Consider the following 26,816-nt stretch of genomic DNA (forward strand, 5'->3'; position numbering starts at 1 on the left):
ATGCCGCCTTCGGAATTCGGAATTTCAGCGAAATTCGTCGGCAGTGATCGTCTCCAGAACTGCTTCGCTAACGTATCGGAAGTCGAGACAGTCCTCGAAGCCGTGGTTTGGAAGCAACGTCACGGCCGCTCGTCCCGCCGGTTTGTCCGTCGTCAACAACACAACACGGTCCGCCTCGCCGGCATCCAAAAGTTGTCCAGCAAGCCCAACGAGCGCCGTGTCCGCCTTCTCGATACGATCCTCGTCGCGGTCGGTCTCGCTGGCGATGAATCTGCGTGTCTCGTCCATCACCGTCGAAACCAACGGATTGGTGTAGTCGAGTTCGTCGGCGACGACGATCCAGCCCGATCGGATTCCAGCCGAATACGGCACGTCTCCCGAAGGATATTCCTCCGCAGCAGTATCGCCACCGAGTTCCTCGTAGACGCGTTGTGGAATTCGCAGGGAGATACCTGCCTGTCGAACAGCCCGGCGAAGCCGCTGGAATTTGTCTTTCTCAGGCCCGCCACAGCGAACGAAAACACCAGTATCAGCGACGTAGACAGTCGTCATCTGCGATCGTCAGTGTACTCGGTAGCGACTGGTTCGAGCGCCTGTAAGATGATCTCGGCCTCGAGAGGTGAGAGGTCGAGTTCCCTGGCCGCAATGCGGTGGTTGACCGTGCCCTCGACGTACTCGAAGGCATACTCGAGTGCGACAGCGAGGCCGTCGAGACCGTGTCGATCGATGTACACGTCGATGTCCTCGTCTACTTCGCGGCGGGCAACGGCTGCGATCAGTGCCGGCGTGATCGTGGCCGTCTCCTCGGCAGCCGAGAGCGTGAGGGCGATCGGTTCGGCGTCGTATTCGTACGGACGCCGGTCTCGAGTTTTCTCGAGCAATCCGGCCGTTTCGAGCTTCTGGACGTAATCGTAGGCGGTCCCCTGCGGGATGTCGAGTGCGTCGACGATATCGGACACAGTGACCGGACCGTCCCGTAAAACCCGGGCGTAAACCCGGGCGAGTGCCGGCGTTTCGAGGAGGTCGGCAACTGTCTGTAACTGCCGAATGGGTGACTGACCCGAGTGTGGTGGGGACTGCGCCATCCTAATTGTGAATTATACATAACTCAATATAAGGCTGGCGGCGGGGGGCAAAACAGGACAATGCGGTGGAAAGAACGGGGCGACGCTTAAACCGTCTCCATCTCGCGTTCGAGTTCCTGGAGACGGTCGATACGCTTCTCCGTCGAGGGGTGGGTTCGGAAGAGGTTAGCGATTAGCCCCTTCGAGATCGGGATGATGAAGAAGGCGTTCATCTCCGACTGGCTCCGGAGGTCCTCCTGTGGGACGCGATCCATCCGGGTGTCGATCTTCGCGAGCGCCGAGGCCAGCGCCGAGGGCTGTCCGGAGATGATCGCCCCGCCGCGGTCGGCGGCGTACTCCCGATAGCGCGAGAGAGCGCGGATCAAGACGTAGGAGACGATCCAGACGACCAGCGAGACGGCGATGGCGACGAAGATCCCGCCGCCACCGCCCCGGCGGTTGCGTCCCCCGCCGAACAGCCAGCCCCACCGGACGATCATGAACGCGATCGTCGAGAGGAAGGAGGCGATCGTCATCACCACGACGTCGCGGTTCTTGATGTGGGCGAGTTCGTGGGCGATGACACCCTCGAGTTCGTCCTGCTCTAAGGTTTCCATGATTCCCGTCGTCACGCAGACCGTCGAGTTCTTCTTCGAACGCCCGGTGGCGAAGGCGTTCGGGACCGACGAATCCGCGACGGCCACGTTCGGCTTCGGGAGGTCGGCCTGCTGGGCCAGCCGGGAGACACTCCGGTGGAGTTCGGGATACTCGTTCTCGTCGACTTTCCTCGCGCCCATGCTCCGTAGCGCGAGTTTGTCGCTGAAGAACAGCTGGGCAAACGAGAAGATGCCCATCACGACGACTATCCCCGCGAGGCCGACGCCGGCGCTCGCCAGTACCCCCACGAAGACGATGTAGAGGGCAAACAGCAGGAACATCGTCACGACCATGCGCCCGCGCAAGCCCCAGTCTGGTTGCCACTGCATACACGCACTCGTAGGTGATCGGGAAAGAAAACCTCTCCGGGTGGGGAATCAGCGACGAGAACGGGTTGCTTTTGGATCGCGGTCTCCTACCTCGGCGTAATGACGCGATCGGGTGCGTTCTGTCCGCGCTGTGGCGATCCTATCGAGAGCGACCCGGGCGAGCGGCCGGGCCAACCGGATGCGCGCGACCCCGACAGCGTGCTGTGTGACGCCTGCTACTTCGAGGAGTTCGACCTCGTGGACGCGCCTGACCGGATCGAGGTGCGGGTCTGCTCCCAGTGTGGGGCCGTCCACCGGGGCAATCGGTGGGTCGACGTCGGTGCCGAGGACTACACCGACATCGCGATCGAAGAGACCAGCGAAGCCCTTGGCGTCCACGTCGACGCCACCGACGTCTCCTGGCAGGTCGCGCCCGAGCAAGTCGACCGCAACACGATCCGGATGCACGCGACGTTCTCGGGGGTCGTCCGCGGGACGGCCGTCACCGAGGAGGTCGTCGTCCCGGTAAAGATCTCCCGGGAGACCTGCCAGCGGTGTGGTCGGATCGCCGGTGGCTCCTACGCCTCGACCGTTCAGGTCCGGGCCGTCGATCGAACGCCGACCGACGAGGAGATGGAGCGCGCCGAGGCGATCGCCCACGAAGTGGTCGCCGACATGGAGGCGACGGGCGATCGAGACGCCTTCGTCACCGAGGTCGGCGAGGACGACGACGGGCTGAACATCAAGGTCTCGACGACGAACATCGGCAAGCAGATCGCAAACCGGATCGTCGGCGAGTTCGGCGGAACCTTCTCGGACTCGGAGACGCTGATCACCGAGGACGAGGACGGCAACGAAGTCTACCGGGTGACCTACGCCATCAGGTTGCCGCCCTACCGGCCCGGGGAGGTCATCGACCCCGAAGACGGCGACGGCCCGGTCCTCGTTCGGAGCGTCCAGGGCAACCTCAAGGGGACACGACTAAAGACCGGCAAAGACTACGAGGCGAGTTTCGAGGCGGGCGACGCACCCGACGCCCGGCGACTGGGCGATCGGTCCGACGGCGTCGAGACGACGCTGGTGGCGATCGAGGACGCCCACGCCGTCCAGGTGCTCGATCCAGAGACCTACGAAGCGAAGTCGATTCCGCGGCCGAAGTATCTCGACGCCGACGCCGAGACGGTTCCGGTGTTGAAATCGCGAGCCGGGTTGCACGTCCTCCCGAGCGACGCAGACGAGACCAACGATGAGTGACGACGACCTGTTTCCGGACGACGGAGGAGAGGGTGAACTCGCCGTCGTCGTCGAGAAGCCCCGCGCCCAGCAGGCCATCGACGGCCTGACCCAGGAAGGCGTCTACGACGCCGACCGCAGCGTCCGGGCCTACGGCGAGGCCGGCGTCTCGATCCCCGTGACGGCCGTCCCCGAAACCGTCGAGTTTCACGAGGTCGTCCGGCAAGTCGGCGACGCCCGACTGCGGACGCTCGCCGACCACCTCCGTGAACGCGGGTGGAGTCCCGAGGAGATCGACCGTGCGCCGTCGTCGTGGGCCGTTATCGGGAGCGTCGTCCTCGTCGAGATCGACGACGCACCGCGGCCCGTGGAAGTCGGCGAAGCGCTGCTCGACCTACACGGCGAGGCCGACACCGTCCTCCAGCGTCACGGTATCGCCGGCGAACACCGCGAACCCGACGTCTCGGTGCTGGCCGGCGAGGGCGACACCGAGACGATCCACACCGAGCACGGGACGCGCTACGCGATGGACCTCGCCGAGGTGATGTTCTCGCCGGGCAACAAGGACGAGCGAGCGGGAATGGCCGAGGCGGTCACTGAGAACGAGACCGTCCTCGACATGTTCGCCGGGATCGGCTACTTCACGCTGCCGATGGCCCGGGCCGGGGCCGACGTCACCGCCGTCGAGCGCAACCCGACGGCGTTCCAGTACCTGCTGGAAAACGCCCGGCTCAACGACGTGACCGACCGGGTCCAGCCCTACCGGGCGGACTGTCGTGAGGTGGTCGAGGGAGTGAATGCGGATCGCGTCGTGATGGGCTACTACGACGCCTACGAGTACCTCGACAGCGCACTCGAGGCGCTCGAACCCGGCGGAACAGTGCACTTACACGAGGCGACGCCGACGGACCTGGTCTTCGAGCGACCGATCGACCGATTGGAGACGGCCGCGAACGAGCGCGGGCGGTCGGTCGAGGTGCTGGATACCCGGCGAGTGAAGAGCTACAGCGAGGGCGTCGACCACGTCGTCGTGGACGCTCGCGTCGACTGACGGCGAGTGTCGCCACTCGCGACGAGCAGAAACACCTATTCGTCCCGGCGCTCAAGCGCCGATATGGACCGACAACAAGTTCTCGCCATCATCCTCGTGGTGCTGATGGTCGGCTCGTCGTTCGCCTACGCCGCGGCCAGCATGTTCTAAGGCAACTCGGGGCTGAGCCGTCGCTACTCGAGTTCCGGGAAGCGCTGGAGCAGCGCCGTGACGTACGCCCGGAGGTCGTCCTCGATCGTCTCGATCGTCTCGACGACCTCCTCGTGAGAGAGGGGATCGCCGACGATGCCGGCGGCGTAGTTCGTGATCGTGGACATCCCGACGACGTCCATCCCGAGCTGGTTGGCGACGATCGTCTCGGGCACGGTCGACATCCCGACGGCGTCCGCGCCGACGGTCTCGAGCATCCCGATCTCGGCCGGCGTCTCGTAGCTCGGCCCTGTCGTGGCCGCGTAGACCCCGCCGTCGTGGATGGTGAGGGGTGAATCGTCGGCCAGATCGCGAGCCTCGGCCAGCAGGTCGGGGCTGTAAGCGGTGGTCATGTCGGGGAACATCGGCCCGTCGCCCAGCCCCGCCCGGCCGATCAGCGGGTTGGTCCCCTGCATGTTGATGTGGTCCTCGATGAGCATGATATCGCCCGGTTCGTAGTCCGCGTTGATCCCGCCGGCGGCGTTCGTGATGAGGAGTCGCTCACACCCCATCTCTCCGAGCGTCCGAATCGGGGCGACGATCGGATCCATGTCACCGGTCTCGTAGTAGTGGACGCGACCGTCCATCCCCAGAACGTCGACGCCGCCGACCGTCCCGACGACGAATCGCCCTGCGTGGCCCTCGACAGTAGAACCCGCCAGCCCGGGCACGTCGTCGTAGGAGACCGACAGCGCGATGTCCATCTCGTCGGTCATCCCGCCGAGCCCGGAGCCGAGAATCATCGCCGTCTCGGGAGCCGACAGATCGTTCGCCTGAAGCTGTTCTTCGAGGTACTCGACTGGTTCCGTCATACCCGTTTTTATACCTGTTCCACATAAAAAGGGTGTGGTCACGGGCTGGTGTCGCGTTCGTGAACGGGGACAGTCGCCTTATACTGCCGGCTGTAACAGACTGACGGAATTCGCCACCCCGGTGTGGCGAATATCTTTACGAACTTACAGCCGGCAGTATTACTCCGTGTCCCAGACGTCGGCGACGGGGTTGGACCGTGATCGAGACGACCGGCGCGAGCGTCGGGAACCGCTCGATCCGGAACGACCGGAGTCGCGACTCGAGCGCCCGTCCGACAGTCCAGCAAGTGCCGCGTCCGGGTCGGGTTCGGGAAGCGACGGGCGTTCCATCCGATCGACCTGCTCGGCGAACCACCCCGGCATGTCGGTCCGGGCGCGCTCGAAGAGGTCAAGCAGGCTCGAATCCGCGAGGTAGGTCACGCCGTGGTCTTCAGGTGAGCGGACGATCCGCCCGGCAGCCTGGATCACCGTCCGGAGTGCGCTCCGGTAGTACCACGCCCAGTCGCCGTCCTCGAGTCGCTGGGCGACCCGCGAATCGCGAGTGTTGGGATACGGTGCTTTCGTCAGGAGTTGCCATCGACAGAGGTCGCCGTCGAGATCCAGGGCCTCCTCCATCTTCACCGAGAGAAAGACCGTTGGGTCGTCGCTTCGCTTCCAGGCGGCGAGTTGGCCGTCGCGGTCCTCGCTGTCGTGGGAGCGAACCCGCTCCCCGACGCCCAGCGCTTCGAGTTCGGCTTCGAGAGCGTCCTGAATCGCGTAGGAATGGCAATGCACCAGCCCCGATTCCTCGGGATGGCGCGCCATCAACGCCACGAGCGTCTCGGCGATCTTCGGAATCGTCGCCTCGCGCTCCTCGTAGGTCATCTTTCCCTGCGTGACGTCGACCAGCGGCCGGTTCTCGACGGGGAAGGTGTGGTCGAGGTCGACCAGCGCCACGCGGTCGGGATCGAGGCCGGCACTCGCACAGAAGGCGTCCTTGTTGAGGATCGTCGCCGAGAGCAGCGCGAACTTGTTCCCGCGATCCCAGACCGTATGTGAGAGGAAGCGTTCGGGGTTCAGGGACTTGAACGTCGTCCGCGTGCCCTCGCCGTCGGGCTGGTCGACGACCCACGTCGTCGGACTGTCGGGGTCGCGGACGGCCTCCTGGAACCACGTCAGGTCCGACCGGAGTTCCTCCAGGCGGTCGCGTTCGGCGGCCTCCTCGGGTTCGAGTTCGACCTGCGCGCGGAGATCGGTCAGCCGACGATCACAGACCCGCGAGAGGCCGGCGGCATAGTCGGCGGCCGTCTCGACGTCGTCGATTGCCGGCGGCGGGCGTGCGTCCCAGACGGGAACGGTGTCGGGCGCGAGGTCGATCGCGGCGTACATCTCGGCCCACTCGCCCAGGCCGTGGGCCTCGTCGACGACCACCACGTCGCGCGTGCCGAAGACGTCCGAGCCAGCAGTCTGCATGAAATAGGCGAGCGTCATCGCGGCGATCGACTGGTTGGCGGCGATCGAGCGGTCCGAGAAGTACGGACACCGGTGTTTGACCTGGCAGTCGAACGCCCGCTCGCGAGCGCAGGGGGCCTGCGTGACTGGCGTGTCGGTCTCCCCCGAGAGGATGCACTTGTAGTTCGATTTCCCGCGGATGATGGAGAGGTCGTCGAGTAGGGGGTCGGCGGCCACGTCGTCGAGCTGAGAGACTTGCGGAGTGGTGTAGTAGGCCCCGATCGCGTCGGTCGCGCTGGCCTGGCTGCCCTTTCGGGCACACCCGGCGATCGCCCGGGCGAGCAGGGACTTGCCGCTGCCCGTCGGCGCGCGGACGAGCACGACGTCGTTGCCGTCCTCGAAGGCCGCCCGAATGCGCCGGAGTGCGTCCTCCTGGTTGCCACGATAGGAGGGTGCAGGGAAGGCCGACTCGATGCGGGAGGGATCCACGCTTGCCTCGAACGGACGGACGGTCCTAAGCGCACCGATCGACGGCGTCGGTCGCCGGGACTTTCGTCCTCGGCCGCATCACGTCGCCGAACGCACCGTTTCGGGCTCACGTCGCCGAACGCACCACCCACATTTCTTTGGTTCGCGATACCGTGCCAACAGGTATGGAGGTCGATTGTGCGGGGTGTGCGGGCTGTTGCATCGACTGGCGACCGCTCGCCACGGGTGACATCGACCACGAACGCCGCGGCCCCTACGAACCGCTCGACGACGAGTACAACCTCGTTCCCCTCCACCGTGAGGAGATCCGCGAGTTCGTCGATGCTGGGCTGGCTGACGCGCTCGTCCCCAGACTCTTCGCGAGCGAGGACGGGATCGACGCCGGCGGCGTCTCCATGGCGGCGATCGACGGCCGGCCGGCGTTTTTCGTCGGCCTGCGATCCGTCCCGAAGCCGGTGGCCCCGTTCGGCCACGACCCGACCTGGCTGTCGAGTTGCGTCTTCCTCGACCCGGAAACGTTGCAGTGTCGCATCCACGACACCGAACGCTATCCTGAGACCTGCGGGACGTACCCGGGCGAGAACCTCGTGCTCGACGTCGAAACGGAGTGTGAACGCGTCGAGAGCGAGCACGGCGGCAATCGATTACTCGACGACGAGCCCCCAGCGGAGGCGACGCCGAACTTCGGTCCCGCCGCCGTCGGCGAGACGGTCTTCGCTCACCCGGACCCGGATCGGATCGGCGACGCAGTGGGACGGCTTCGCGACGGTGAATCGACGCAGCGAGACCGCGCGGAGTTCGTCGCCGTCGCCGCGGCGTCGAGTCCAGGCACGCTCGAGATCGAGTCGTCGTACTACGAGCGGACTCGCGAGCGGGCGACGAGCGCCGAGTCGTGGGTGAGCTCGGCGATCGCGGAGTGGCGACAGCGGGCGAACGCCGACGTGGCCGACCCAGGACTCGGGGTCACAATCGAGGCAGATCGCGGGGCTCCACCGACGCCAGGATGGGACACCAGCCGGTGACCACTCGCGGGCGCACGTCGACGGAGCTGTCACTGTCGGCGAGCGATCGACGTCAACACAGGGCAGCCAGAATCAGTCGGATTGAATCTCCTTGAACGTCTCCAGGAGTTCTTCGGTCGAGTCGTCGCTGTCGTAGTCGACACTGCCGTGGTAGTCCGTCCGGTCGTCGTCGAAACTCGCGTCGACCGAACTGTTCTTGCGCTCACGGCGCTCGTGTTCCTCGTCGTCGTACGCACCCATAGACATGGTGTACCACACAAACCTTCACGATATATCTATTTCAATGTAACGGACACCCACGGGTAAGTGACACACGGCGTTGAGCGCAGAAGAAGACGGCTGAACAGGCGTCGAATGGCGATTCAAGGTCGGCTGGCCAAATTTGCGTCACGCCGAACTGTTTTGACTCACTCCGACAGAGAGGCAGGTATGGAACCGAAAACCTGCGTCGTGACGGGCGCATCGCGAGGGATCGGCCGTGGGATCGCCGAACGGTTCGGCGAAGCTGGGTGTGACGTCGCGGTCAACTACCGGAGTTCCGGCGAGGCCGCTCGCGAGGTCGTCGAGACAATCGAGGACGCCGGCGGGTCGGCAATCGCGGTCAAAGCCGACGTAACCGAACCCGAGCAAGTGCAAGCGATGGCCGAGGACGTCGAAGACGCCTTCGGGACGGTCGACGTACTGGTCAACAACGCCGGTATCAACCAGGACGTCTTCTTCGAGGAGATGACCCACGAGCAGTGGGACACCGTCCTCGACGTCCACCTGGACGGGGCCTTTCACTGCACCCAGACGTTCTACGACGACCTCGCGGCGGCCGCGGACGGTCGCCTCATCAACATCTCCAGCATCGTCGCCAAGGGCGGCAACCTGGGGCAGGCCAACTACGCGACGGCGAAGGCCGGCATCTTCGGATTCACGCGAACGCTGGCGCAGGAACTCGCCCGCGAGGGATCGACGGCCAACTGCGTCGCGCCGGGGTTCATCGAGACGAGTATGGTGACGGACCTCCCCGAGTCGATCATCGAACAGGTCGAGGAAGACACCCCACTCGGCCGGATCGGAGACGTCGAAGAAGTGGCCGACATCGTCGCCTTCCTCGCCAGCGAGCGCTCGTCGTTCATCACCGGCGAGGTGATCGACGTCAACGGCGGGATGGATCTGTAACTCACTCGAACTTCGCGAGCAGATCGGCGTAAAACCCGGCGTCACCGTCGTTACCGTCCGCAAGTTTCTCGACGATAAGTTCCGGTGTCGAGCGGGCCAGCGTGTCCTTCCTCGGTGTTCGATCGACCTGTAGCTTGCCGTCTTCGAGCCCGAGCGCCTGGATGCCGTCGACGCCGATTTCCCGATCGGCCGTCTCCCGGATCTCCCGGGCGAGGTGAGAGACGAACACGGCCGTCTGGTCGCGTGCTCCGAGTGCCTCCAGAATCCCGGCCATGATCTTCGCGCTCGCGCCGGGTTCGGTGATGCTCTCTAACTCGTCGACCAGCACGAGCGTCTCGCCCTCGCTCGCGGCATCGGTGACCAGTTCGCCAAAGGAGCGTAGCGTGCTCTCGAAGGCCCCCGCGTCGAGCGTCCCCTGGGTCTTGGCGTGGTAGTGCAGGGCGTCGATCCGCCCGACGTGCACCCGGTCTGCGGGCACCGGCAAACCCATGTGGGCGAGGATCACGGTCAGGGCGATCAGATCCAGCATGGAGGTCTTCCCACCGCTGTTGACCCCCGAGAGGAGCCTGACGCCGGAGACATCGTAGTCGACCGGCTCGACGTCACCGAACTCGACGTCGAGCAACGGCGAGCGGCCGCCCTCGATCGTGATTCCGTCGCCGCCGAGTTCGGGCATCGTCGCGTCGAAATCGGCAGCGAAGCGGGCGATCGCGAGTTCGACGTCCAGTTCCAGGGCGGCATCGACGAGAGTCTCCGCGGGCTCGCGCATCGACGCCAGGTCGTCGGCGAGTTCGGTCTTGAGGCGCTCGGCTCGCCGGTCGCGGGCCGTCGTGAGTTCCTCCCGGAGTCGCGAGACGACGCTCTCCTCGCGCTCGACGGGGAACGTAGGCTCGTCCGGGAAGGCACGCCGGGCGATGTCAGCGACGTCCCGGAGATCCAGTGTGTCGATGACGTGTTCGCGGGCCGCTTCGACGGCGTCGTCGTACTCGTCGGCCAGTTCCCTCGAAAGCACCTCGTCGACGCCAGCGCCGCGCTCGACGAGCGAGAGCAGGTCCGCCCCCTCGATGGTGACGTCCTGGGCCTCGATCGCCTCCCGAAGGCGGTCGTTAGCGACCGATTCGGCCTCGCCCACGGCGGCATCGAGGTCGTCGACAGCCGTCTGAAGCCGCCGGAGTTCGTCGTCGCCGGTCGGCGTCCCTTCCGCGTCGAGTCGATCCAGCGCGGCTTCGAGCACGTCGAGATCACAGGGTGCGTCGAGATCGGCCGCCCGGTGGACGGTGATCGCGGCAAGGATGCGGTCGCGGTTGTGGGCGAAGAAGGCGAGCGGGCGTTCGGGGACGACTGCGGCCGGTTCCGCGAGCGCGTCGGGTTCGACGCGGACGTCACCCTCGACGTCGACGCCGGCGAAGGAGTCATCGAGCGCCACCACGGTCGCGTAGCCGCGGGCGAGTTCCGCCAGGTCGCGGCTGTCCTCGACGACTTCGACGCTCAACTCGGGGATCGCCTCCCGGGCGCTGGCATAGGTCTCGCCGTCAGTCGTCGCGAGACACCGGTCCCGGACCCGGACGTCACCTGGCACTTCGAGTGGTTCGACGTCTTCGAGCGCGGCGAGGACGGCGTCGTCGGGGTCGCGCTCCATCGCGCGTTCACTCAGAGCACGGACCTCGTCGATCCGGGATTCGCTGGCGCTGGGATAGAACGTCTCCAGTCTGGCGGCCGCGTAGTCGGTGACGGTGCGGTCCGCCAGGAGGTCGAGGACGTCCCGGTACACTTCCCGGGCGCGCGGCGTCGCGAGGAAGGTTCCCTCGTCGTCGTGGCGCTGCCTGATCGCCGCGCGGACGATCCGGGCGGCCCGGCCCTGACTGATGCCGGGAGCCCGCGCGACGGCGGCGACGTCGCCCGATTCGATCGCGGCTTCGGGGGCCTCGAGCTCGGCGAGAGCGTCGGCAGTCTTCGCGCCGACGCCGGGGATCGCCGTCAAATCCATCTACCCGTGTCTCGCGGCCCCGTGAGAAAAATCTCACGCCCGATGTCTTGGGACGTGAGCGGAATCTCCAGCAGTTCTTCGAGACAATTTGGCGCTGTGGACGACGATCTGGGCTACTTGCTCGTATCGAGACCGATCAACTGGTAGAGCAGACACTGCTGGGTCAGCCCGGTCCCGAGCATGACAACACCGACCAGCAACGCGATCGCGCCGACGACCGTCCCGAGATTCGACAGCGGCCCGGCGAAGATAGCGAGCCCGATAGCACCGAGGGCGATGCCAACAATGAGGCGAACGTTGCGATCCAGCGCTCCGACGTTTCGTTCCATGACAGCAGGAAGTTCGACGCCGATCCCCTTACCTGTTGTGGGCGATATTGGCAATACCGCAAAAAGTATCGCGTCCCTGCCGGCGATCGTCCGGGAAATCGCCACTCACTCGACGATCTCGACGCCGGAGAACGAAAAGCGTGCGCCGCCCGTCTCGGCGTCGGTGACGGTCACTGACCAGCCGTGAGCCTCCGCGATCTGGCGGACGATCGTGAGCCCGAAGCCGGTGCCCCGCTCCTGAGTCGTGAACCCGGGCTCGAAGACGCGCTCGCGGTCGTCTGGATCGATGCCCGGACCGTCGTCCTCGAGGTAAAACCCGCTCGCGAGGCGACCGATCCGGATCGTGGCCTCGTTGCCGGCGTGCTCGACCGCGTTCCGGAAGAGGTTCTCGAAGACGTGCTGGAGGCGGTCGCGGTCCGCCCGGACGGTAAACTCGTCGACGATCTCGAGGGTGGCCTCGCCGGTCGCCACCGCGTCCCAGCACTGCCCGACGACGTCGGCGACGTGAACGGGCTCAGTCTCCCCGACAGTCTCGCCCTGGCGGGCGAGCGTAAGGGTGTCCTCGATGATCGCCGCCATGCGGCCGAGCGCCCGATCGATCGGCGCGAGGTGTTCGTGATCTGCGTCACACTCCTCGGCCGCGAGCGTGAGGCGACTCTGAGCGACGTTCAAGGGGTTTCGCAGGTCGTGGGAGATGACGCCCGCGAACTCCGCGAGCCGGTCGACCTCCCGCTCGAGCTGTCGTTCGCGCTCCTTGCGGTCGGTGATATCGCGGGCGACGCTCAAAACCGCCTCCTCGCCGAAGTACGTCACCAGACTCGACGTGATCTCGACGGGGATCCGCTCGCCGGATTTTGTGACATGAACGGCCTCGAAAGTCAACTCCCCCTCGTCGCGGATCGTCTCGATCGCTTCGCTGATGTCTCCCGTCTCTTCGGCCGCGTCGATGTCCCAGGGCGTCATACCCAGGAGTTCGCCCTCGTCGTAGCCCAATCGCTCGCGGGCACTCTCGTTGACGGCGAGGAACCGGCCGTCGAAGTCATGGACGAAGACAGCGTCGTTGATGCCGTGAAACAGGCCCTGGAAGGTGTCTCTGGTCTCCTGTCGTTCGCGCTCGCGTTCGGTACGCTCGGTGACGTCCCGTAACGCCGCGACGGCACCCTGAATCGTCCCGTCCGCGTCTTCCAGCGGGAAGTATCGGACGTCAAACTCGCGTTCGGTGCCGTCGGCCCTCGACCGCGTCGTCCCGTACTCGATGAGTTCACCGGCCAGCGCCCGGTCGATGTGTGGCTTGATAGTCTTAAACTGATCCGAACCCAGCGCGTCTTGGATCGTCTGTCCAGGGAGTCCCCCCTGATCGAGCCCGTAGAACTCCCGGTAGGCACGATTGGCCAGCACGTACGCGTAAGATTGATCGACAGCGGCCAGCAGGTTCGTCGAACTCTCGACAGTCTGTTCGTACCGTCGGAGTCGGCGTTCGGTCTCGGCCTGTTCGGTGACGTCTGATCCCGAGACGAGCAGGTGCGTGACCTCGCCGGCGTCGTCGCGCAGTCCGGCGACGTGCCACTTGATACAGCGGATCTCGCCGTCCTCGGTTCGGGCGACGTTCTCGTGGATGTCGAACGCGTCATCCTCCCTGACAGCCTCGAGCACCGTCGCCAGATCGACGTCACTCGCCGCGGGAACGACCGTTTCGAACCAGTCTACGCCGAGTAGCTCCGCCCGGTCGTAGCCGAGGACCGCACACCCACGGTCGTTGATCCGCTGGATCGTCCCCTCAGCGTCCAACACCAGCATGATCGCCGCGGCCTTCTCGAAGGCCATCCGGGCGACTTCGTCCTCAGACACCATTGCCGTCTCTTGGCGTCAGAACACCTTTAAAGGTCGTTTCGACGGAAAACTTGCTGTTCGGGATCTCTCTCGAGACGATCGGCCGTCTGATCAATCTGTGTCCGGATTCCCACCCGTCCAGTCAGCGCGCGTCGAGCCCGAGGCCCTCGGCCAGCAACTCCTGAGAGCGAAGCGCGTCGTCGTGGTCGGCGACGACCTGCTGGATCATGACCTCCTCGACGCCGACCCGGTCGGTGAGCTGTTCGAGCAAGCCTGCAAGCGTCTCCGGACTTCCGGAGATGGCTCGCGGCCACTCGCCAGCATCGAGGGTGGTCGGTGTCGGGTCGGGGACACCGCCGAGTTCGTCGATAGCCTCGTCGATCGACGGCGTCGAACCGACGACCCCGCGGGCCATCCGCTGGAAGGACGCCTCAGCTACCGCCCGCTTGCGGGCCGCCTTCTCGTCGGTCTCGGCGGCGATGGCGTTGACCGCGACCATCCCAGCTGGCTCGTCGAGGCCGCCGTCGCTGGCGGCGGGCTCGAAGTGCTCGCGGTAGGTCTCGAAGGCCTGGGTCGCGAAGCCGGGGCGGATGAACGCCGCGAAACAGTACCGCAAGCCGAGTTGCCCCGCGACTTTCGCACTGGAGGGACTCGATCCGAGCACCCACGGAACGGGCGGCTCCTCGCCGGATCGGGGGATCTCGAGGTCGCTGTAGGGGTGGTCGTCGGGAAAAGCGTCGTAGAGGTGGGCGACGACGGCCTCGATCTTCTCGCGGTGCTCGGCGTCGGGGTTCTCGACCCGGCGCTCGGTCCCCAGCGCGCGATCGGCGGCCGGCGAGCCATTGGCCCGGCCCAGCCCGGCGTCGATGCGACCGGGTGCGAGACCGTCCAGCGCGCCGAAGACCTCGGCGACCTTGTAGGGGCTGTAGTGATTGAGCAGGACGGCTCCCGATCCAAGGCGGATCGAATCGGTCTCGGCCGCGAGATGGCCAAGCAGCACCTCTGGCGTCGTTCCCGCGAGCGTGTCGCCCATCGCATGATGTTCGGCGACCCAGAACCGCGAATAGCCGAGTTCCTCGGCCTGTTTCGCGGCGGTGACGGTGTTCGCGTAGGCGTCGGTCGCGGTGCCACCCTCGGGGACCGGCGAGAGATCGACAAGTGAGAGATCCATGGCGGCTGTCGGGGATAGCGCGGGGTAATCGTTGGGCTCCCGGCAGTTTTGTGGCCGGAGGGGGCTGTACCGTCGTCCCGGGACAACGGGCTTTTGCGCGTCCATTCCGTACCGCGGGCTAATGGCATCCACCCAACGGACCGTCGAGGACAAACTCGCGGCGGCCCGTGCCGACCTGGCCGCCCGCGACGGCGTCCTCGTGGCCTTCTCGGGCGGCGTCGACTCCAGCGTCGTCGCCGCGATCGCCGAAGACGCACTCGGCGAGGACGCAGTCGCCTGCACCGCCAGAAGCGAGACGCTCCCCGAGGCCGAACTTGAGGAGGCCAAACGCGTCGCCAGGGAGATCGACATTCGCCACGACGTCGTCGAGTTCTCCGAACTCGAGGACGAGAACTTCGTCGCGAACGACGGCGATCGGTGCTATCACTGCCGGTCGATGCGCTTAGAGACGATGTACGACCGCGCGCGAGAGCTCGGCATCGAGACCGTCTGTGACGGCACGAACGCCTCGGATCCCGGCGAGGGACACCGCCCCGGACTCCAGGCCGTCGAAGAGTTGGACGCCGTCTCCCCCTTGCTCGAACACGACATCACGAAGGAGGAAGTCAGAGAGATCGCCGACCACTACGACCTCTCGGTGGCCGAGAAACCGTCGATGGCGTGTCTCTCCTCGCGCATCCCGACCGGCCTCGAAGTCACCGAGGAGAAACTCACCCGGATCGAAGAGGCCGAGCGCGTCCTCCGGACGTGGGGCTTCGAGCAGTTCCGCGTCCGGGATCACGACGGCATCGCCCGGATCGAGGTCGGCGAGGACGAACTTGAGGCGGCCTTAGACCGGGAGTTCGTCGCCGCTGCGCGCGAGCACATCGGGGATCTGGGCTTCGAGCACGTCACGCTCGACCTGGAGGGGTATCGGACGGGGAGCGTCAGCCCGGCAAGCGAATGATCCTCGACGTGGACACGGACGAGCGTGAAAATGGGGAAGCGATCGCTCCCTGTCAATCACCGTTTCAGCGGCAGCCGGTCACCTTCTGCCGGCCGAACGAACCGCCAAACGGCGAGTGCGACCTCGAAGGCGACGATCAAGCCCACGGCCAGACCGCCTGCCTCGACCGGCGCGAGCGCGATCTCGTTCGCGCGATCGAGCAGGAACGGCTCCGGACTCGCGAAGTACCCGACGACGATCGAGAGGAGCCAGACCGGCGGACGTAGCCGACGGAGCGAGAGGCGGCCTGTGAACAACGTCTGCTTCAGACCGCCCATCGGGAGATACCGGGCCAGCAGGATCACGACGAGTTCGTAGGCGGCGATGAGTGCGCCGCCGACCACGATCGGCGTCATTCCGAGAAGGCCGTTGCTCTCGATGACGCCACTGACCACCGCAGGTAGCTGCTCGTAGTAGCCTGCCGGCAGCGGGGCGTCGCTGGCGAGATAGCCGGCGACCGCCGCCAGGACCCAGGCATAGGGTCGGCGGGCTGCAACCGCGTTCGGGGACGGAAGCAGCCCGTCGCTGCCCGTCCAGGAAAGCAGGAGAAGCGTCCCCTCGAACAGCGCGATCATCGTCGCCGCGACGATGAACGGGGCCATGCCGGTCGGGTCGGGGTTGAAGATGAAGGCGACGCCGGCGAAGGCCGCCCAGAACAACAGCCGGCGGTCGGCCAGCCACTCCCGGGAGGTGACACCCATCATGATCGCGAGCATGATGAAGAGTGGAATCTGGAAGATCGCGGCGAAAAACCCCATCATCAGGACCATCAGGTCGAACGTCTGGGTCAGCCCGAAGGCGATGTCCGCCGCGCCCTCGGAGTAATAGAGGAAGTACGTGAAAATGGCCGGGAGGACCAGTATGTACGCGAAGGCCAGCCCGACAGTCGCGAGCACGAGGCTTGTCGGCACGGCCGCGAGGTAGTACCGGCGCTCACGGGGGAACAACCCCGGGCGCATGAACAGGTACGTCTCGTAGACGAACGCGGGCAGGGCGACGACGAACCCGGCCAGCGTCGCGACCTTGAACCGCGCGAGGATCGTCGCCAGCGGGTTGTAGACGCGCGGACAGGCGGGTTTGATCGTCGCGCCTGCCTCGGTAACGACCGTCCCCGTCGTCGGACACTGCTCGAGGGTCCCGGGCAAAAACGAGTACCAGATGGTGTTGATGATCTGCTCGCCGAAGGGGAAGACGACGGCGCTGACCCCGGCCATCAACACCAGCACGACACCGAGCCGACGGACCATCTCCTCGATGTGATCGGACAGCGGCATCTCCTCGTCGTCCGGAGCTTTATCGGCCGCCGTCTCGGTCGGGTCGGTCTCGAACGTCTCCCGCGGCGGCTCCTGATCCGGCGGTTCGTCCGCGGTCCGGGTCGGCTCCATCGGGTCGACGTCGCCGTCGGAATCTGTCGACGCCTTTCCTCTCGCCCGGGCGTCTCTCGCGTGGCCTGCGTGGTCTGCGTCCTGGGCGTCGGTGTCTTCTGTTGGTTCCTCCTCCGTAGACGACCCTTCGTCATCGGCCGACTCACCCGCGTCCTCGGGCTCCCAGTGGTCAGCCAGCGCTGGCTCGGTGTCGGGCACGTCCGTAGTCGTCGTGTCTTTCCCAGTCTCCTCGTCCGCAGAATCCCCGACATCCCTTGCATCGGACGGGTCCGAATCGACATCGGATTCCCCGGTTGGATCGGATTCGTCGACGGCGTCGTCCCTCGCCGGGTCGGCCGGGTCGGGTTCGTCGACGGCGTCGTCCCTCGCCGGGTCGGCGTCGTGTCCGTTCCCGGAACGGTCGTCGGTGTCGTCGGGACCGTCGCCGTCGGTCATCGTTTCGGCGAGTTGGCACCCCCCTATTGTAAGCCTTCTTTTCGCCGACGCGGGTCCGCGCCCGGTCGGCGAGTCCGCCTGCCGATGAATAAATTGATAACGGCGAGTTCGTTACTCCCCCGAACGAAGATGTCCAGCGCGCTCGACGACGACACACGTCGCACACTTGCCAGTGGCAGGGAGACGCTGGGAGCGATGCTTCGGTCGGCCCAGAAGGACCTCCAGAAGGTCTTCATCGCGTTCGTCGTCGGCCTCATGGGCTCGATCTGGATTCTGCGGGTGTACGTCTGGGATCGGCTCAAGACCGACCTCTTCGCCAACATGAGCGAGAGCGTCCGCGAGGGGACGAACGTCGTCGCGGTGACGCCCTTCGACGTGATCCTCCTGCAGGTGAAAATAGGGCTCGTCGTCGGCGCGCTGCTGGCGATTCCAACCTTCCTGTTTTTTTCGCGTGATGCACTCAGACAACGCGGGTGGCTCCCCCGGGCCCCGATTGCACGCTGGAAGATGGTACTTCTCGGGGCCGCGATGGTTCTGTTGTTCGTCGGCGGGATCGCCTACGCCTACACCCTCTTCTTCCCGATCATGTTCAGTTTCCTGGCGGGCAACGCGATCGAAGCCGGGTTCGTTCCGACCTATCACATCGTCAAGTGGGTCGAGTTCATCGTGTTGCTCTCGCTTTCGTTCGGCATCGCGGCCGAACTCCCGCTGGTGATGAGCACGCTCGCGTACGCCGACATCATCCCCTACGAGACCTTCAGGGACAAGTGGAAACACGCCGTCTTCGGGCTGTACGCCGCGGGGGCACTGTTCACGCCGCCGGAGCCACTGACCCAGATCATGTGGGCGACGCCGCTGGTCGCCCTCTATGCTATCAGCCTCCGAATCACGAAACTCGTCGTCGGGGCCAAACGGTCACGCGGGCAAGTCGACGTGACGGCGACGCTACGGGCCCGGTGGAACCGGCTGGCTGGAACCGGGATCGCGGCCTTCGCTCTCGTCTACGGTTTCTTCGCCGCCGGCGGCGTGAGCGCACTCAACGAGGGGCTCGCGATGGCCCCCGGCGACCTCGGACCGCTCCCGGCGATCGGGACAGTCCTGGGTCTGCCGGACGCCTACGCGGCGGGGCTGGTCGCCGCTATCGTCGCCGTACTCGCGGTCGCTGCGGTGGGCTACCGGGCGGTCGCCGAACAGGTCAACCGCGAGGCTGGCCTCGCCATGGCGACGATGGGCGACCCGACCGAGATCGACCTCGGAACCCTCGATCGCGCGGGAATCGAGGCCGCGCCACCGGAAGCCTTCGAGTCCCTCGAGGAACACGAGGCGCTAGGCTACGTCAACGAGGCCCTAGAGGAGGGCGACAACGAGAAGGCGGAACTCATCCTCGAGCGCTACGACGAGGCAACTGAGCGGACTCAACAACGGGAGGACACAGACGAGGGCGAGGAAGCCGACGAGGGGTCTGGCGTCGTCTCGGAGACGGCGACCGGCGTCGTCGACGCCTTCACCGAGGAGGAGACCACCGAGGACGACATCGGCGGGTACATGTACGACCTGCGGTTCATCCTCGAATCCATCACTTCGAAGGCCTTCAGGCTGGTCGCCGTCTTCATGGCCGTGCTCGCCGGCGCGTTCATGTACCTGTACTCGGGCGGAATCAACGAGATCCGGCGTGACTTCCTCCGGCGGTTACCCGAAGACATGATCGCCCAGGGAGACATCTCCGTGTTGCACCCTGTCGAGCACCTGGTGTTCGAGATCAAAGTCTCGACGTTGCTCGCGGTCGTCGCGGTGCTACCCGTGCTGCTGTACTACGTCTGGCCGGCGCTGAAAGAGCGCGGGTGGGCCGCCGGCGACCGGCGGACGTTGCTGGTCTGGGGTGGTTCGCTCGTGGTCGGCATCGGCCTGGGGAGTTACCTCGGGTATAGCTTCATCGCCCCGCGAGTCATGTCCTGGCTCGCGGCGGACGCGATCGACGCCCACATGGTCGTCCGATATCGGGTCAACACCTTCGGCTGGCTGATCGTGTTCACGACGGTCGGGATCGGGCTCCTCGCGGAGATCCCCGTCACGATGTTGCTGTTCCACCGCGGCGGGATCGTCTCCTATGAGAGTATGCGAAGACGGTGGCGCGTCGTCGTCCTCGCGTTTTTCGCACTGGCAGCCGTCGTCACGCCCGGCGGGATGTTCTCGCTGCTGTTAGTCGGTATTCCGGCCGCCCTGGCGTATCTCCTGGGACTCGGTATCCTCTGGCTGTACACGCTCGGCGGCAGGCGGAAGGGGCCGCTGACGCCGGCGGCAGGTTGATTCCCTGAGGCTCCGGGATCGTCTTCGACAGGACACAGGCTCGAAGGGCAGAAAAGACGACTCCAACTGGCGTGTCCGGTCGATCCTCCCCCCGCGTGTCACCGGCGCTGCCTACTGCCGACAACGGAATCCGAGTCTGAAGGCTCACATAGCCTCCGACGGGACTTCAGCGAGTCGCCCCTCGACGAACGCGGCGAAGTCATCGGTGAACGCCTCGACCTCGCTCCAGTCGGTGTACTCGTGGTCTCGTGAGGTGTCCGTGTCCCCGGTCGACCGCTTTGCGATCTGCTTCATCAGCAATCGCTTGAGAAAGCCGTACTTCGAGTACCGCAACGCCCCACCGAACAGTCCGACACGATCGGGATGGAAATCAGTCGCTTCCTCGAAGGCCTCGACGTAGCCCGCGGCCTCTGCTCGCCGGTCCGGGTCGTCGGTGGCCGACGGCAGCGACACCTGGAAGAAACCTGTCGGGAGACTGCCGAGCGTGTCACGGTGCTCGCTGACGAACCGTTTCACGCCAGCGTGATGACTCCCGACGTGGATCGACGACCCGATCAGGACCGCGTCGTACCCAGTCGGATCGACCGCAGTCGCCGCCACGTTCCGGACTGGTGCCCGGTGGCCGCGTTCGGTGAGTCGGTCGCCGATCCGCTCGGCGATCTTTTCTGTCTGTCCCTCTGTCGTGCCGTAACACACGAGGATTGTTGGCATAGGTAGATGTACGTCCACCGGGAGTAAATAGTTGTCTAAATGACGAGTTTCGGCGACGGAATCGCGACGCTAAAGTATTACCGAGAGAAGTCCCCAGTATGCCCAAGATAAGTGTCGAAGTGCCCCAGGAGTTGCTCGGGGACTTAGACGATCACGTCGGCGAGGAGGGAAAGTTCGTCAACCGATCGGAGGCGATCCGGGCGTCGATCCGGAAGACGCTGGATCTACTCGACGAGATCGACGAGCGCCAGGGGAGGCAGACCGATGAGCGCTGAGCGGTCAGCGACGCCGTTACCGCTTGCCCGTCTCGGCCTGATCGGAATCTTCGTGACGGCGCTGATCACCTCACAGGTGACCGCAAGCAAGCTCGTCGGCATCGACATGCCGTTCTCGATTCCGCTCGCGGGGTCGACGCTGATCGTCCCCGCGGCCGCCTTCGCCTACGCGGTGACGTTCTTCGCCTCGGACTGTTATGCCGAACTCTACGGCCGCAGCGAGGCGACCAAACTGGTCAACGTCGCCTTCGCGATGAACTTCGTCCTGCTGGGGCTGGTGTGGCTCGCGATCGAGGCCCCCGTCTTCGTCGGCTCGCCGGTCGACCAGTCACCGTTCGCTAGCGTGCTGGGATCGAGTACGGGTGTCGTCGCCGGGAGCATGCTCGCCTATCTCGTCAGCCAGAACCTCGACGTCTTCACGTTCCACTGGCTGCGGGACCGCACCGACGGCCGGCTGCTGTGGCTGCGCAACGTCGGGTCGACGGCGACCAGCCAGTTCATCGACACGATCATCTTCATCACCGTCGCCTTCATCCTCTTCCAGGGGATGCCGCTGGGTGACGCCGCCGGGCTGATCGTCGGCCAGTACCTCGTCAAGATCGGCGTCGCAGTGTTCGACACGCCGTTCGTCTATGCGGTCGTCGGGCTCGTGAGGAATCGCGAAGTGGGCGCGAGCGTCGTCCCGAGTGACTGATCGCTTTCACGGCATCTACGAGTAGGCGTCGTTGAATTCACGTTCGCGACGCATCAGCTCCTCGACGCCATACTCGAGAATACCACGACCCATCGCTGTCGGTCGGTAGTAAGTGAAAAAGCCCTGGCTGTCGGCAGTCCGTCGCTTTCGTCTGTCGACGAGCCCGACATCCACCAGTTCGTCGAGATGATAGTGGAAATTCCCGGGTTCGACATCGACCGTCGACTTGAGATCGGAGGCACTCAGCTCGTCGTTTGCAACGAGCGCACGCAGGATCCGAAACCGCGTCGAGTGACCGATCGCCCGCTGCATCGCGAGGTACTCCTCGAGCGTCAGTCCACTCTCTTCCGGCAGCGGTGGCTCAGGTTGACGAACCTCGTCTGTCCGGTGGCGATCGGTCTCTGACATCTAGGACACTCACTTCGAACAATCGAATGCCACGTACTTAGTCGTTCTTGACTGGAATATTCTTGAAAAGGCCAATGTTTATATACCGTCGTTCAGAACTCGTAACACGAATGCGGCAGCGAATCATCGACAATCTCCCACGTGCTGTCGGTGACTCAGATGGACACACCCCAGTGAGGCGAGAACAGTTTCTCGTCTATCTGATGGGACCGTACCGAACGTTCGAGGTCGATGCGCTGCTGCCAGCGGACGCCGACGTCGAAACCGATGCCCCGTCGTTTGCCACGTGGGACGAGAACAGCGGCGAATACGCCGAAGATGAGGTCTTGCGGTTACTCGAAGAGACACGAGACTGTCTCCGTGAGCGTGGCTTCAACGCGTTTCTCGCCATTGACGTCGGAATCCCACTCGATGAAATGGATGCGGCGACACAGAGTATCGCCTTTGCGCGAGCGAGCAATGCGACAGTTTTCATCGCTCCCCAGGTCGGCGACAATCTCGGCGTCGGAATCGAGATCGGGAGCGTTCTCGAAGATTTGCTGTCGACGGATGGTATGCATGGACCTGCAACAGATGCGATTCCACCGGAGCGAACGCGACGGATCATGGTCGCGACCGAACCATCAGTGCGGAGTGCGATGCTCGGATCCGTGCACGCTCGCTGGGACGCCAGCGTCCGAACGTTTACTGACGGTGTCGACTGTTGTCGACTCTGTGCACAGTTTTGCACCCACATCCAAAACGAGGAACTCCACGGCTCGCTCGATCGTCTCGACTGAACCTGTGTCAGTCTACCGAATTGTTGTCCGGGGCGGATTTGACTCCGCTTGACGTGATATCGGCATCGACGAAAACGCTGACCTACCGCTACCCGTGGATCACTCGTTGACGATCGCCGTCTCGAAGCCGCCCGCCGACCCGGAGACACCGGCTGCACAGACCGCGTGTTCGAACTCGTGGTCGTAGACTTCCCGTGCTGCACCCGCGGCGTCATTCGCCCCGAGATCGAACGGAACTGGATCGTCGCGCTCGTAGGTCGCCACGAGCGTCGGTTCGTCGACGGCCTCGACGAGTAGCGCATCTCGACGGACGATCCCGATGGCTGCGCCGGCTTCGCCAGCCGTCGGGTCGTCCTCGCTGACGCCGACGATGCCGGCGATCCGGGGCGTGTCGTAGTCGTCCTTCTCGAAATCCAGCGCGTTGAGGGGCTCAGCCAGCGCGTCCCGGGCCGGGGTTCCGAGCGCGAGTTTCTCGGCGATGGGATCGACATGAGAACCGTTGCCGATCACCGCGCCGCGCTCTGTTAGCCGGACCGCATTATACGAGATGTAGGGGTTGTCCGTCTCCGGGGCCTCGGCCGTCGGCGCGACGGTGATCGTCCCGTCACGATCGACGGCCTTGCGGTTGGGAAACGAGCGAGAGGAGACGCGATACGCGCCGACCTCCGGGGCCACGACGACGAATCGTCCGACGTACATGTTCTCTCCTGTGACGCAGACCGGAAAGTAGGTGTCGGTTTCCGGGATCAGGAGCCAGTCGTAGCCGACCCGGTGGCGTTATCCGGGCCGACCCCCTCCACTCGACCGATGACGAGCAGCCTGGACAGCGAAATCGTCGGGACCGAGGCCGCCGCCGAGCGCCGCGACGAAGTGGTCGCCGCAGTCACCGAACACGCCGGCCGGATCGCCCGCGAACTCGCCCGATTGCAGGGTGGCGATTACGGCCAGGCGGACTTCGAGACCGACGCCGGAACCTGGACGCTGAAGTACGAGGCCGGCGACGTCCAGTACCTCCGCTTTGCCGGCCGGGGCGCGGACGTCTACGTCGTCTCGACCCAGCAACCCCCTGAACCGGACGCCCTCGCCACCGCGATGGCCGACTACGACGCGTTCGTGGCGGCGTTCAACGAACACGTCTGCTCGCTCGCGGGCGTGCTCGACGACGTTGGCAGTGACTTCCCCGCTGTGGAATCGGTCGACGCGCTGGTCGCGGAGCGCGAACGTATCCTCGGGCAGATGCGGGAGGCGACCGACGCCATGGCCCGCCAGCTCCAGCGCTACGAGGGCGGCGACTACGGGACGTTTGCAACGCGGGTGACCGACGGTGGTGATGCCGCTGGATCGAGCCGAAGCCGTTCGACCAGCGGCTCCCGGTGGGAGCTCAAGTGGGAGGACGGCCGGACCAGCTACCTCCGGGTCGGCGGCGAGGGCGGGATCTACCTCCTCTCGCAATATCAGCCCCCATCCGCACGAGACCTGCGTGCCCACGCGCCGGACTTCCCGGGATTCGTCGCGGCGTTCAACGAGGAGATCGCCGCGGAATCCGACTCCCTCGAAGACGTCTCGTTATAGCTCGTTTGCGCTGAACCCGATCGTCTCGAGATCGCTTTCGGCGTAGACGAGTCGCCGGCCGGCGACGTCGACGGTCAACCGAAGGTCGGGGCGCTCGTGGAGGCCGTCGCCAGCGTCGACAGTTGTATTGCGTTTCATACCGAGAAGTGGTAGGAGATACCACCAGATACCATCTCCGTCGAACTACTCCGGCATTTATAACGAACACACGGACGCATCACCAGGCCGTTGGCGCTCACTCGGTTTCCGTGGCGTCGGCGGCCGCGTCGGCGACGAGACTCCCGACGACGTGGCCCAGCGCCCGTCGAAGTCGGACCGACATCGTCGATTCGGAGACGTCGAAGCGCTCGGCGAGTTCAGCGAGAGAAGTCTCCCGGGGAACCTCGAAGTAGCCCGCCTCGAAGGCAGTAGCCAGCACCTCGAAGGCGTCGCGTTCGACGGGCACGGCCATCTCGCCGACCGGGTCGCTCGCTTCGAAGACGCGAGCGAGCCGGCAGTCGATGTCTTCTTCGGCACAGAACGCCAGAAATTCGCGGATCGACGCGCGATCGGTCGTCCGGATGCGGACGCGCCAGCCGTCCGCGGTCGAGCGGAGGTCGAGCAGTTCGTCGCCGAAGCTGGCGACGTGTTCGGTCAGCACCGGGACGTCCGGCGCGATCGTCAGCCGGTAGGTCCGCCGGTCGCCGTAGGCCGCGAACACCTCGCTATCGGCGACGGTCGGATCCGCGGCGAGAGCGTCCTCGAAGGCCTCGAAATCGGCGGTCAGGACCGTCACCTGAAACCAGGTGGAACCCTCGTGGGAGACCGGCAACCGCTCGGCGTAGACGGTGGCGTCAAGATCGCTCGCGAGCGTCGGCCCGAGGACGACCCGTGGGGAGACGACGTCGAGTTCCGCGATGATGGTCTGGCGATCCACGCGTCCACGTAGGACAGCGAATAGTATGCGCATTTCGGCCCGCGGCTTTTTATGGGAAAACGCACGGAGCCAACGTATGGCGAGCCGGGGCGACTGTATCCGCGCGATCCGGGAGGCGGCCAAGCGTCTCGGGAAATCCCCGACGAAAGTCGAGTACGAGACGCTCGGACTGACGCCGTCGGCGTCGACGATACTCCGGATCGTCGGTGGGTGGAACGCGGCGAAAGAAGCGGCAGGACTGACGACGTACGAGCAAGGGGAGAACGGCGGGCCTGACGTCCAGCCCAAGCCGGACTGGGTCGAACTCCCACCCGAGAAGGACTGGGAAAAGTTGTCCGGGAACATGCGATGGTACTACAAGAATCGGGAGCGGGACATCGCCAAGAAGGACCGCCGGCGTGAACGACTTCGCGGGTGGTTACACGACTACAAAGCCGAACACTGTCGTTGCCAGCGCTGTGGCGAAGGCGATCCGGCGGCGCTCGATTTTCATCACGTAAACGCAGACAAGAAAACACTCGGCGTCTCGAGGATGGTCATCAACGGATACGCGAAAGAGAAGATCGAAGACGAGATCGATCGCTGTCGAGTACTGTGTGCCAACTGTCATCGGAAGGAACACTACGAGATCCCCGAACTTGCGGATTCGGCGGTTGGGAACGAGTGACAGGTCTGTGCTAAAGCGACAGTGTTTAGTTGTGGAACCGCCAGACTTCGAGTACACGCAGTCCTGTGGTGTAGTGGCCAATCATGAGGGCTTCTGGGGCCCTCGACGGAGGTTCGAATCCTCCCAGGACTATTTTGCGACGAACAAACTCGTGAGTCGCAAATATTTCTGAGATTCGAACCCCGGAGCGCGAGCGAGGCGAGACGCGCCCGACGGGAGCGTCTCGGAGGCGAGCGGTGCAACCGCGAGCGAGCTTTCAGACGGTTCGAATCCTCCCAAAACGACGGTCTCAGAAGGGGAGCCAACAAGAACCTACCGGACGGGGCATCTAGAACCCGTAGCGTTTGTGCGCCTCGTCGATCGGAACGATTTCCAGCACGCGGACCTCCTGGTCGTCTTCCAGGACGGTGTAGATCGCCGTGTAGGTCCGGGAGATGTGCAACCGATAGCGGTCGCGACGACCGTCGATCGGGAGTTTCTCCTTGTCTCCCGTCCCGCGCCCGGGATGCGGATTCGCCGCCAGCTTCCGGAGGTTGTCCTTGCAAATGCGGGTCGTCTTCTCGTCGGCGGCTGCCAGAAACTCACGAGCGTCGTCGCCCAGCAATACCTCGTACTCAGACATCGTCCAGGGCCGTCAACTCGTCGCGACCGGCGTCCTCGAGGTCCCGAAAGCGTGCCTCGAGTTGCTCGCGGCGGCGTTGCTGGGCCAGTTCCTGGAGGAGTTCGTCGTACGTCTGGCCCGGCTCCTTCAAGTTGTGAAGTTCTTTCCGCGTCTCCTCGGTCACGGGGATGCGTTTGTCCGCCGACATCGGTCTGTAAGTACGTACAGCACTGTTAGTCTTAACAGTTTTTCCCGACACGTCGTCAGGGATACGCTCGGAACCAGGAATGCGGACAGAAACAGCCGCCAAGGAACAATGGATCGTGTGGAATCAGTCCCCC

At 65.0% G+C, this 26,816-nt stretch carries 29 protein-coding genes and 1 tRNA gene; 12 read left to right on the forward strand and 18 right to left on the reverse strand.

The window, feature by feature from the left end:
* Positions 1 to 24: 24 nt before the first annotated feature.
* The 3 genes from HTIA_RS04330 to htpX all read right to left on the reverse strand — a co-directional run bounded on the left by HTIA_RS04330 (position 25) and on the right by htpX (position 2,050).
* Positions 25 to 552, reverse strand: coding sequence for a hypothetical protein (locus HTIA_RS04330; RefSeq protein ID WP_008525747.1), 528 nt, complete (start codon positions 550 to 552; stop codon positions 25 to 27).
* Complete coding sequence (locus HTIA_RS04335) at positions 549 to 1,085, reverse strand: DUF7437 domain-containing protein (protein WP_021029428.1); 537 nt, start codon at positions 1,083 to 1,085, stop codon at positions 549 to 551. The genes HTIA_RS04330 and HTIA_RS04335 overlap by 4 nt, the downstream gene beginning before the upstream one ends.
* Before the next feature lie 86 nt (positions 1,086 to 1,171).
* Positions 1,172 to 2,050 carry a zinc metalloprotease HtpX gene (htpX, locus tag HTIA_RS04340; protein ID WP_008525749.1) on the reverse strand — a complete coding sequence of 293 codons (879 nt, stop codon included), beginning with the start codon at positions 2,048 to 2,050 and terminating at the stop codon, positions 1,172 to 1,174.
* 99 nt (positions 2,051 to 2,149) lie between these two features.
* Between htpX and HTIA_RS04345 the strand changes: the two genes are divergently transcribed.
* Together HTIA_RS04345 and HTIA_RS04350 are read left to right on the forward strand one after the other, a co-directional pair.
* On the forward strand, positions 2,150 to 3,283 hold the full coding sequence (locus HTIA_RS04345; RefSeq protein WP_008525750.1) for a 60S ribosomal export protein NMD3: 1,134 nt from the start codon (positions 2,150 to 2,152) through the stop codon (positions 3,281 to 3,283).
* Complete coding sequence (locus HTIA_RS04350) at positions 3,276 to 4,313, forward strand: class I SAM-dependent methyltransferase (RefSeq protein WP_008525751.1); 1,038 nt, start codon at positions 3,276 to 3,278, stop codon at positions 4,311 to 4,313. The genes HTIA_RS04345 and HTIA_RS04350 overlap by 8 nt, the downstream gene beginning before the upstream one ends.
* Before the next feature lie 173 nt (positions 4,314 to 4,486).
* Here the strand turns inward: HTIA_RS04350 and HTIA_RS04355 are convergent, their stop codons facing one another.
* Positions 4,487 to 5,314 (reverse strand): purine-nucleoside phosphorylase, encoded by an 828-nt coding sequence (locus HTIA_RS04355; RefSeq protein WP_008525752.1) that lies wholly within the window; start codon positions 5,312 to 5,314, stop codon positions 4,487 to 4,489.
* Positions 5,315 to 5,473: 159 nt separating this feature from the next.
* Positions 5,474 to 7,234: an ATP-dependent DNA helicase gene (locus HTIA_RS04360; protein ID WP_008525753.1), complete on the reverse strand. Its 1,761-nt coding sequence runs from the start codon at positions 7,232 to 7,234 to the stop codon at positions 5,474 to 5,476.
* Positions 7,235 to 7,398: 164 nt separating this feature from the next.
* Between HTIA_RS04360 and HTIA_RS04365 the strand changes: the two genes are divergently transcribed.
* Positions 7,399 to 8,256, forward strand: a complete 858-nt coding sequence (locus HTIA_RS04365; protein ID WP_008525754.1) for a YkgJ family cysteine cluster protein — start codon at positions 7,399 to 7,401, stop codon at positions 8,254 to 8,256.
* Positions 8,257 to 8,328: 72 nt separating this feature from the next.
* Here the strand turns inward: HTIA_RS04365 and HTIA_RS16780 are convergent, their stop codons facing one another.
* Complete coding sequence (locus HTIA_RS16780; RefSeq protein ID WP_008525757.1) at positions 8,329 to 8,502, reverse strand: DUF5786 family protein; 174 nt, start codon at positions 8,500 to 8,502, stop codon at positions 8,329 to 8,331.
* 183 nt (positions 8,503 to 8,685) lie between these two features.
* On the opposite strand from HTIA_RS16780, the gene HTIA_RS04370 reads away from it, so the two are divergent.
* On the forward strand, positions 8,686 to 9,423 hold the full coding sequence (locus tag HTIA_RS04370) for a beta-ketoacyl-ACP reductase (protein ID WP_008525760.1): 738 nt from the start codon (positions 8,686 to 8,688) through the stop codon (positions 9,421 to 9,423).
* A gap of 1 nt (position 9,424) precedes the next feature.
* Here the strand turns inward: HTIA_RS04370 and HTIA_RS04375 are convergent, their stop codons facing one another.
* From HTIA_RS04375 to HTIA_RS04390, 4 genes are all read right to left on the reverse strand, one after another.
* On the reverse strand, positions 9,425 to 11,410 hold the full coding sequence (locus HTIA_RS04375; RefSeq protein ID WP_008525761.1) for a MutS-related protein: 1,986 nt from the start codon (positions 11,408 to 11,410) through the stop codon (positions 9,425 to 9,427).
* 113 nt (positions 11,411 to 11,523) lie between these two features.
* Positions 11,524 to 11,739, reverse strand: coding sequence for a YgaP family membrane protein (locus HTIA_RS04380; protein ID WP_008525762.1), 216 nt, complete (start codon positions 11,737 to 11,739; stop codon positions 11,524 to 11,526).
* Between the two features lie 105 nt (positions 11,740 to 11,844).
* Positions 11,845 to 13,590 (reverse strand): PAS domain S-box protein, encoded by a 1,746-nt coding sequence (locus HTIA_RS04385; RefSeq protein WP_008525763.1) that lies wholly within the window; start codon positions 13,588 to 13,590, stop codon positions 11,845 to 11,847.
* Positions 13,591 to 13,711: 121 nt separating this feature from the next.
* Positions 13,712 to 14,740, reverse strand: a complete 1,029-nt coding sequence (locus HTIA_RS04390; RefSeq protein ID WP_008525764.1) for an LLM class flavin-dependent oxidoreductase — start codon at positions 14,738 to 14,740, stop codon at positions 13,712 to 13,714.
* A gap of 121 nt (positions 14,741 to 14,861) precedes the next feature.
* Between HTIA_RS04390 and larE the strand changes: the two genes are divergently transcribed.
* Positions 14,862 to 15,686 carry an ATP-dependent sacrificial sulfur transferase LarE gene (gene larE / locus HTIA_RS04395; RefSeq protein ID WP_008525765.1) on the forward strand — a complete coding sequence of 275 codons (825 nt, stop codon included), beginning with the start codon at positions 14,862 to 14,864 and terminating at the stop codon, positions 15,684 to 15,686.
* Positions 15,687 to 15,742: 56 nt separating this feature from the next.
* Here larE and HTIA_RS04400 read toward each other — a convergent pair whose 3' ends face one another.
* Complete coding sequence (locus HTIA_RS04400; RefSeq protein WP_008525766.1) at positions 15,743 to 17,545, reverse strand: twin-arginine translocase subunit TatC; 1,803 nt, start codon at positions 17,543 to 17,545, stop codon at positions 15,743 to 15,745.
* Positions 17,546 to 17,674: 129 nt separating this feature from the next.
* Between HTIA_RS04400 and HTIA_RS04405 the strand changes: the two genes are divergently transcribed.
* On the forward strand, positions 17,675 to 19,852 hold the full coding sequence (locus HTIA_RS04405) for a twin-arginine translocase subunit TatC (protein WP_008525767.1): 2,178 nt from the start codon (positions 17,675 to 17,677) through the stop codon (positions 19,850 to 19,852).
* A 144-nt stretch (positions 19,853 to 19,996) separates the two neighbouring features.
* Here HTIA_RS04405 and HTIA_RS04410 read toward each other — a convergent pair whose 3' ends face one another.
* A complete protein-coding gene (locus HTIA_RS04410; protein ID WP_008525768.1) occupies positions 19,997 to 20,563 on the reverse strand; it encodes a flavodoxin domain-containing protein in 567 nt (188 codons plus the stop codon).
* 98 nt (positions 20,564 to 20,661) lie between these two features.
* Between HTIA_RS04410 and HTIA_RS04415 the strand changes: the two genes are divergently transcribed.
* Entirely contained in the window at positions 20,662 to 20,838 is a 177-nt protein-coding gene (locus HTIA_RS04415; protein ID WP_008525769.1) for a ribbon-helix-helix domain-containing protein, read from the forward strand.
* Positions 20,828 to 21,532, forward strand: a complete 705-nt coding sequence (locus HTIA_RS04420) for a queuosine precursor transporter (protein ID WP_008525770.1) — start codon at positions 20,828 to 20,830, stop codon at positions 21,530 to 21,532. The genes HTIA_RS04415 and HTIA_RS04420 overlap by 11 nt, the downstream gene beginning before the upstream one ends.
* A gap of 15 nt (positions 21,533 to 21,547) precedes the next feature.
* Here the strand turns inward: HTIA_RS04420 and HTIA_RS04425 are convergent, their stop codons facing one another.
* Positions 21,548 to 21,940: a winged helix-turn-helix domain-containing protein gene (locus HTIA_RS04425; protein WP_008525772.1), complete on the reverse strand. Its 393-nt coding sequence runs from the start codon at positions 21,938 to 21,940 to the stop codon at positions 21,548 to 21,550.
* A gap of 110 nt (positions 21,941 to 22,050) precedes the next feature.
* On the opposite strand from HTIA_RS04425, the gene HTIA_RS04430 reads away from it, so the two are divergent.
* Positions 22,051 to 22,719 carry a DUF7509 family protein gene (locus HTIA_RS04430; protein WP_008525773.1) on the forward strand — a complete coding sequence of 223 codons (669 nt, stop codon included), beginning with the start codon at positions 22,051 to 22,053 and terminating at the stop codon, positions 22,717 to 22,719.
* A gap of 99 nt (positions 22,720 to 22,818) precedes the next feature.
* Here the strand turns inward: HTIA_RS04430 and HTIA_RS04435 are convergent, their stop codons facing one another.
* A complete protein-coding gene (locus tag HTIA_RS04435; RefSeq protein ID WP_008525774.1) occupies positions 22,819 to 23,418 on the reverse strand; it encodes an IMP cyclohydrolase in 600 nt (199 codons plus the stop codon).
* A 108-nt stretch (positions 23,419 to 23,526) separates the two neighbouring features.
* Here HTIA_RS04435 and HTIA_RS04440 point away from each other — a divergent pair, with 108 nt between their 5' ends.
* Positions 23,527 to 24,291 (forward strand): hypothetical protein, encoded by a 765-nt coding sequence (locus HTIA_RS04440; RefSeq protein WP_008525775.1) that lies wholly within the window; start codon positions 23,527 to 23,529, stop codon positions 24,289 to 24,291.
* On the opposite strand, the gene HTIA_RS16785 is transcribed toward HTIA_RS04440, so the two are convergent.
* Complete coding sequence (locus HTIA_RS16785; RefSeq protein WP_008525776.1) at positions 24,286 to 24,429, reverse strand: hypothetical protein; 144 nt, start codon at positions 24,427 to 24,429, stop codon at positions 24,286 to 24,288. The two genes, HTIA_RS04440 and HTIA_RS16785, sit on opposite strands and share 6 nt — an antisense overlap.
* A 97-nt stretch (positions 24,430 to 24,526) precedes the next feature.
* Positions 24,527 to 25,207 (reverse strand): helix-turn-helix domain-containing protein, encoded by a 681-nt coding sequence (locus HTIA_RS04445; RefSeq protein ID WP_008525777.1) that lies wholly within the window; start codon positions 25,205 to 25,207, stop codon positions 24,527 to 24,529.
* 76 nt (positions 25,208 to 25,283) lie between these two features.
* On the opposite strand from HTIA_RS04445, the gene HTIA_RS04450 reads away from it, so the two are divergent.
* Together HTIA_RS04450 and HTIA_RS04455 are read left to right on the forward strand one after the other, a co-directional pair.
* Positions 25,284 to 25,874 carry a homing endonuclease associated repeat-containing protein gene (locus HTIA_RS04450; RefSeq protein ID WP_008525778.1) on the forward strand — a complete coding sequence of 197 codons (591 nt, stop codon included), beginning with the start codon at positions 25,284 to 25,286 and terminating at the stop codon, positions 25,872 to 25,874.
* Between the two features lie 59 nt (positions 25,875 to 25,933).
* A tRNA-Gln gene (locus HTIA_RS04455) sits at positions 25,934 to 26,006 on the forward strand.
* Positions 26,007 to 26,202: 196 nt separating this feature from the next.
* Here the strand turns inward: HTIA_RS04455 and HTIA_RS04460 are convergent.
* Complete coding sequence (locus HTIA_RS04460; protein WP_008525779.1) at positions 26,203 to 26,496, reverse strand: type II toxin-antitoxin system RelE family toxin; 294 nt, start codon at positions 26,494 to 26,496, stop codon at positions 26,203 to 26,205.
* Positions 26,489 to 26,683 carry a DUF7557 family protein gene (locus HTIA_RS04465; RefSeq protein ID WP_008525780.1) on the reverse strand — a complete coding sequence of 65 codons (195 nt, stop codon included), beginning with the start codon at positions 26,681 to 26,683 and terminating at the stop codon, positions 26,489 to 26,491. The genes HTIA_RS04460 and HTIA_RS04465 overlap by 8 nt, the downstream gene beginning before the upstream one ends.
* Positions 26,684 to 26,816 lie beyond the last annotated feature (133 nt).

The organism is Halorhabdus tiamatea SARL4B, assembly GCF_000470655.1.
Lineage (GTDB): Archaea > Halobacteriota > Halobacteria > Halobacteriales > Haloarculaceae > Halorhabdus > Halorhabdus tiamatea.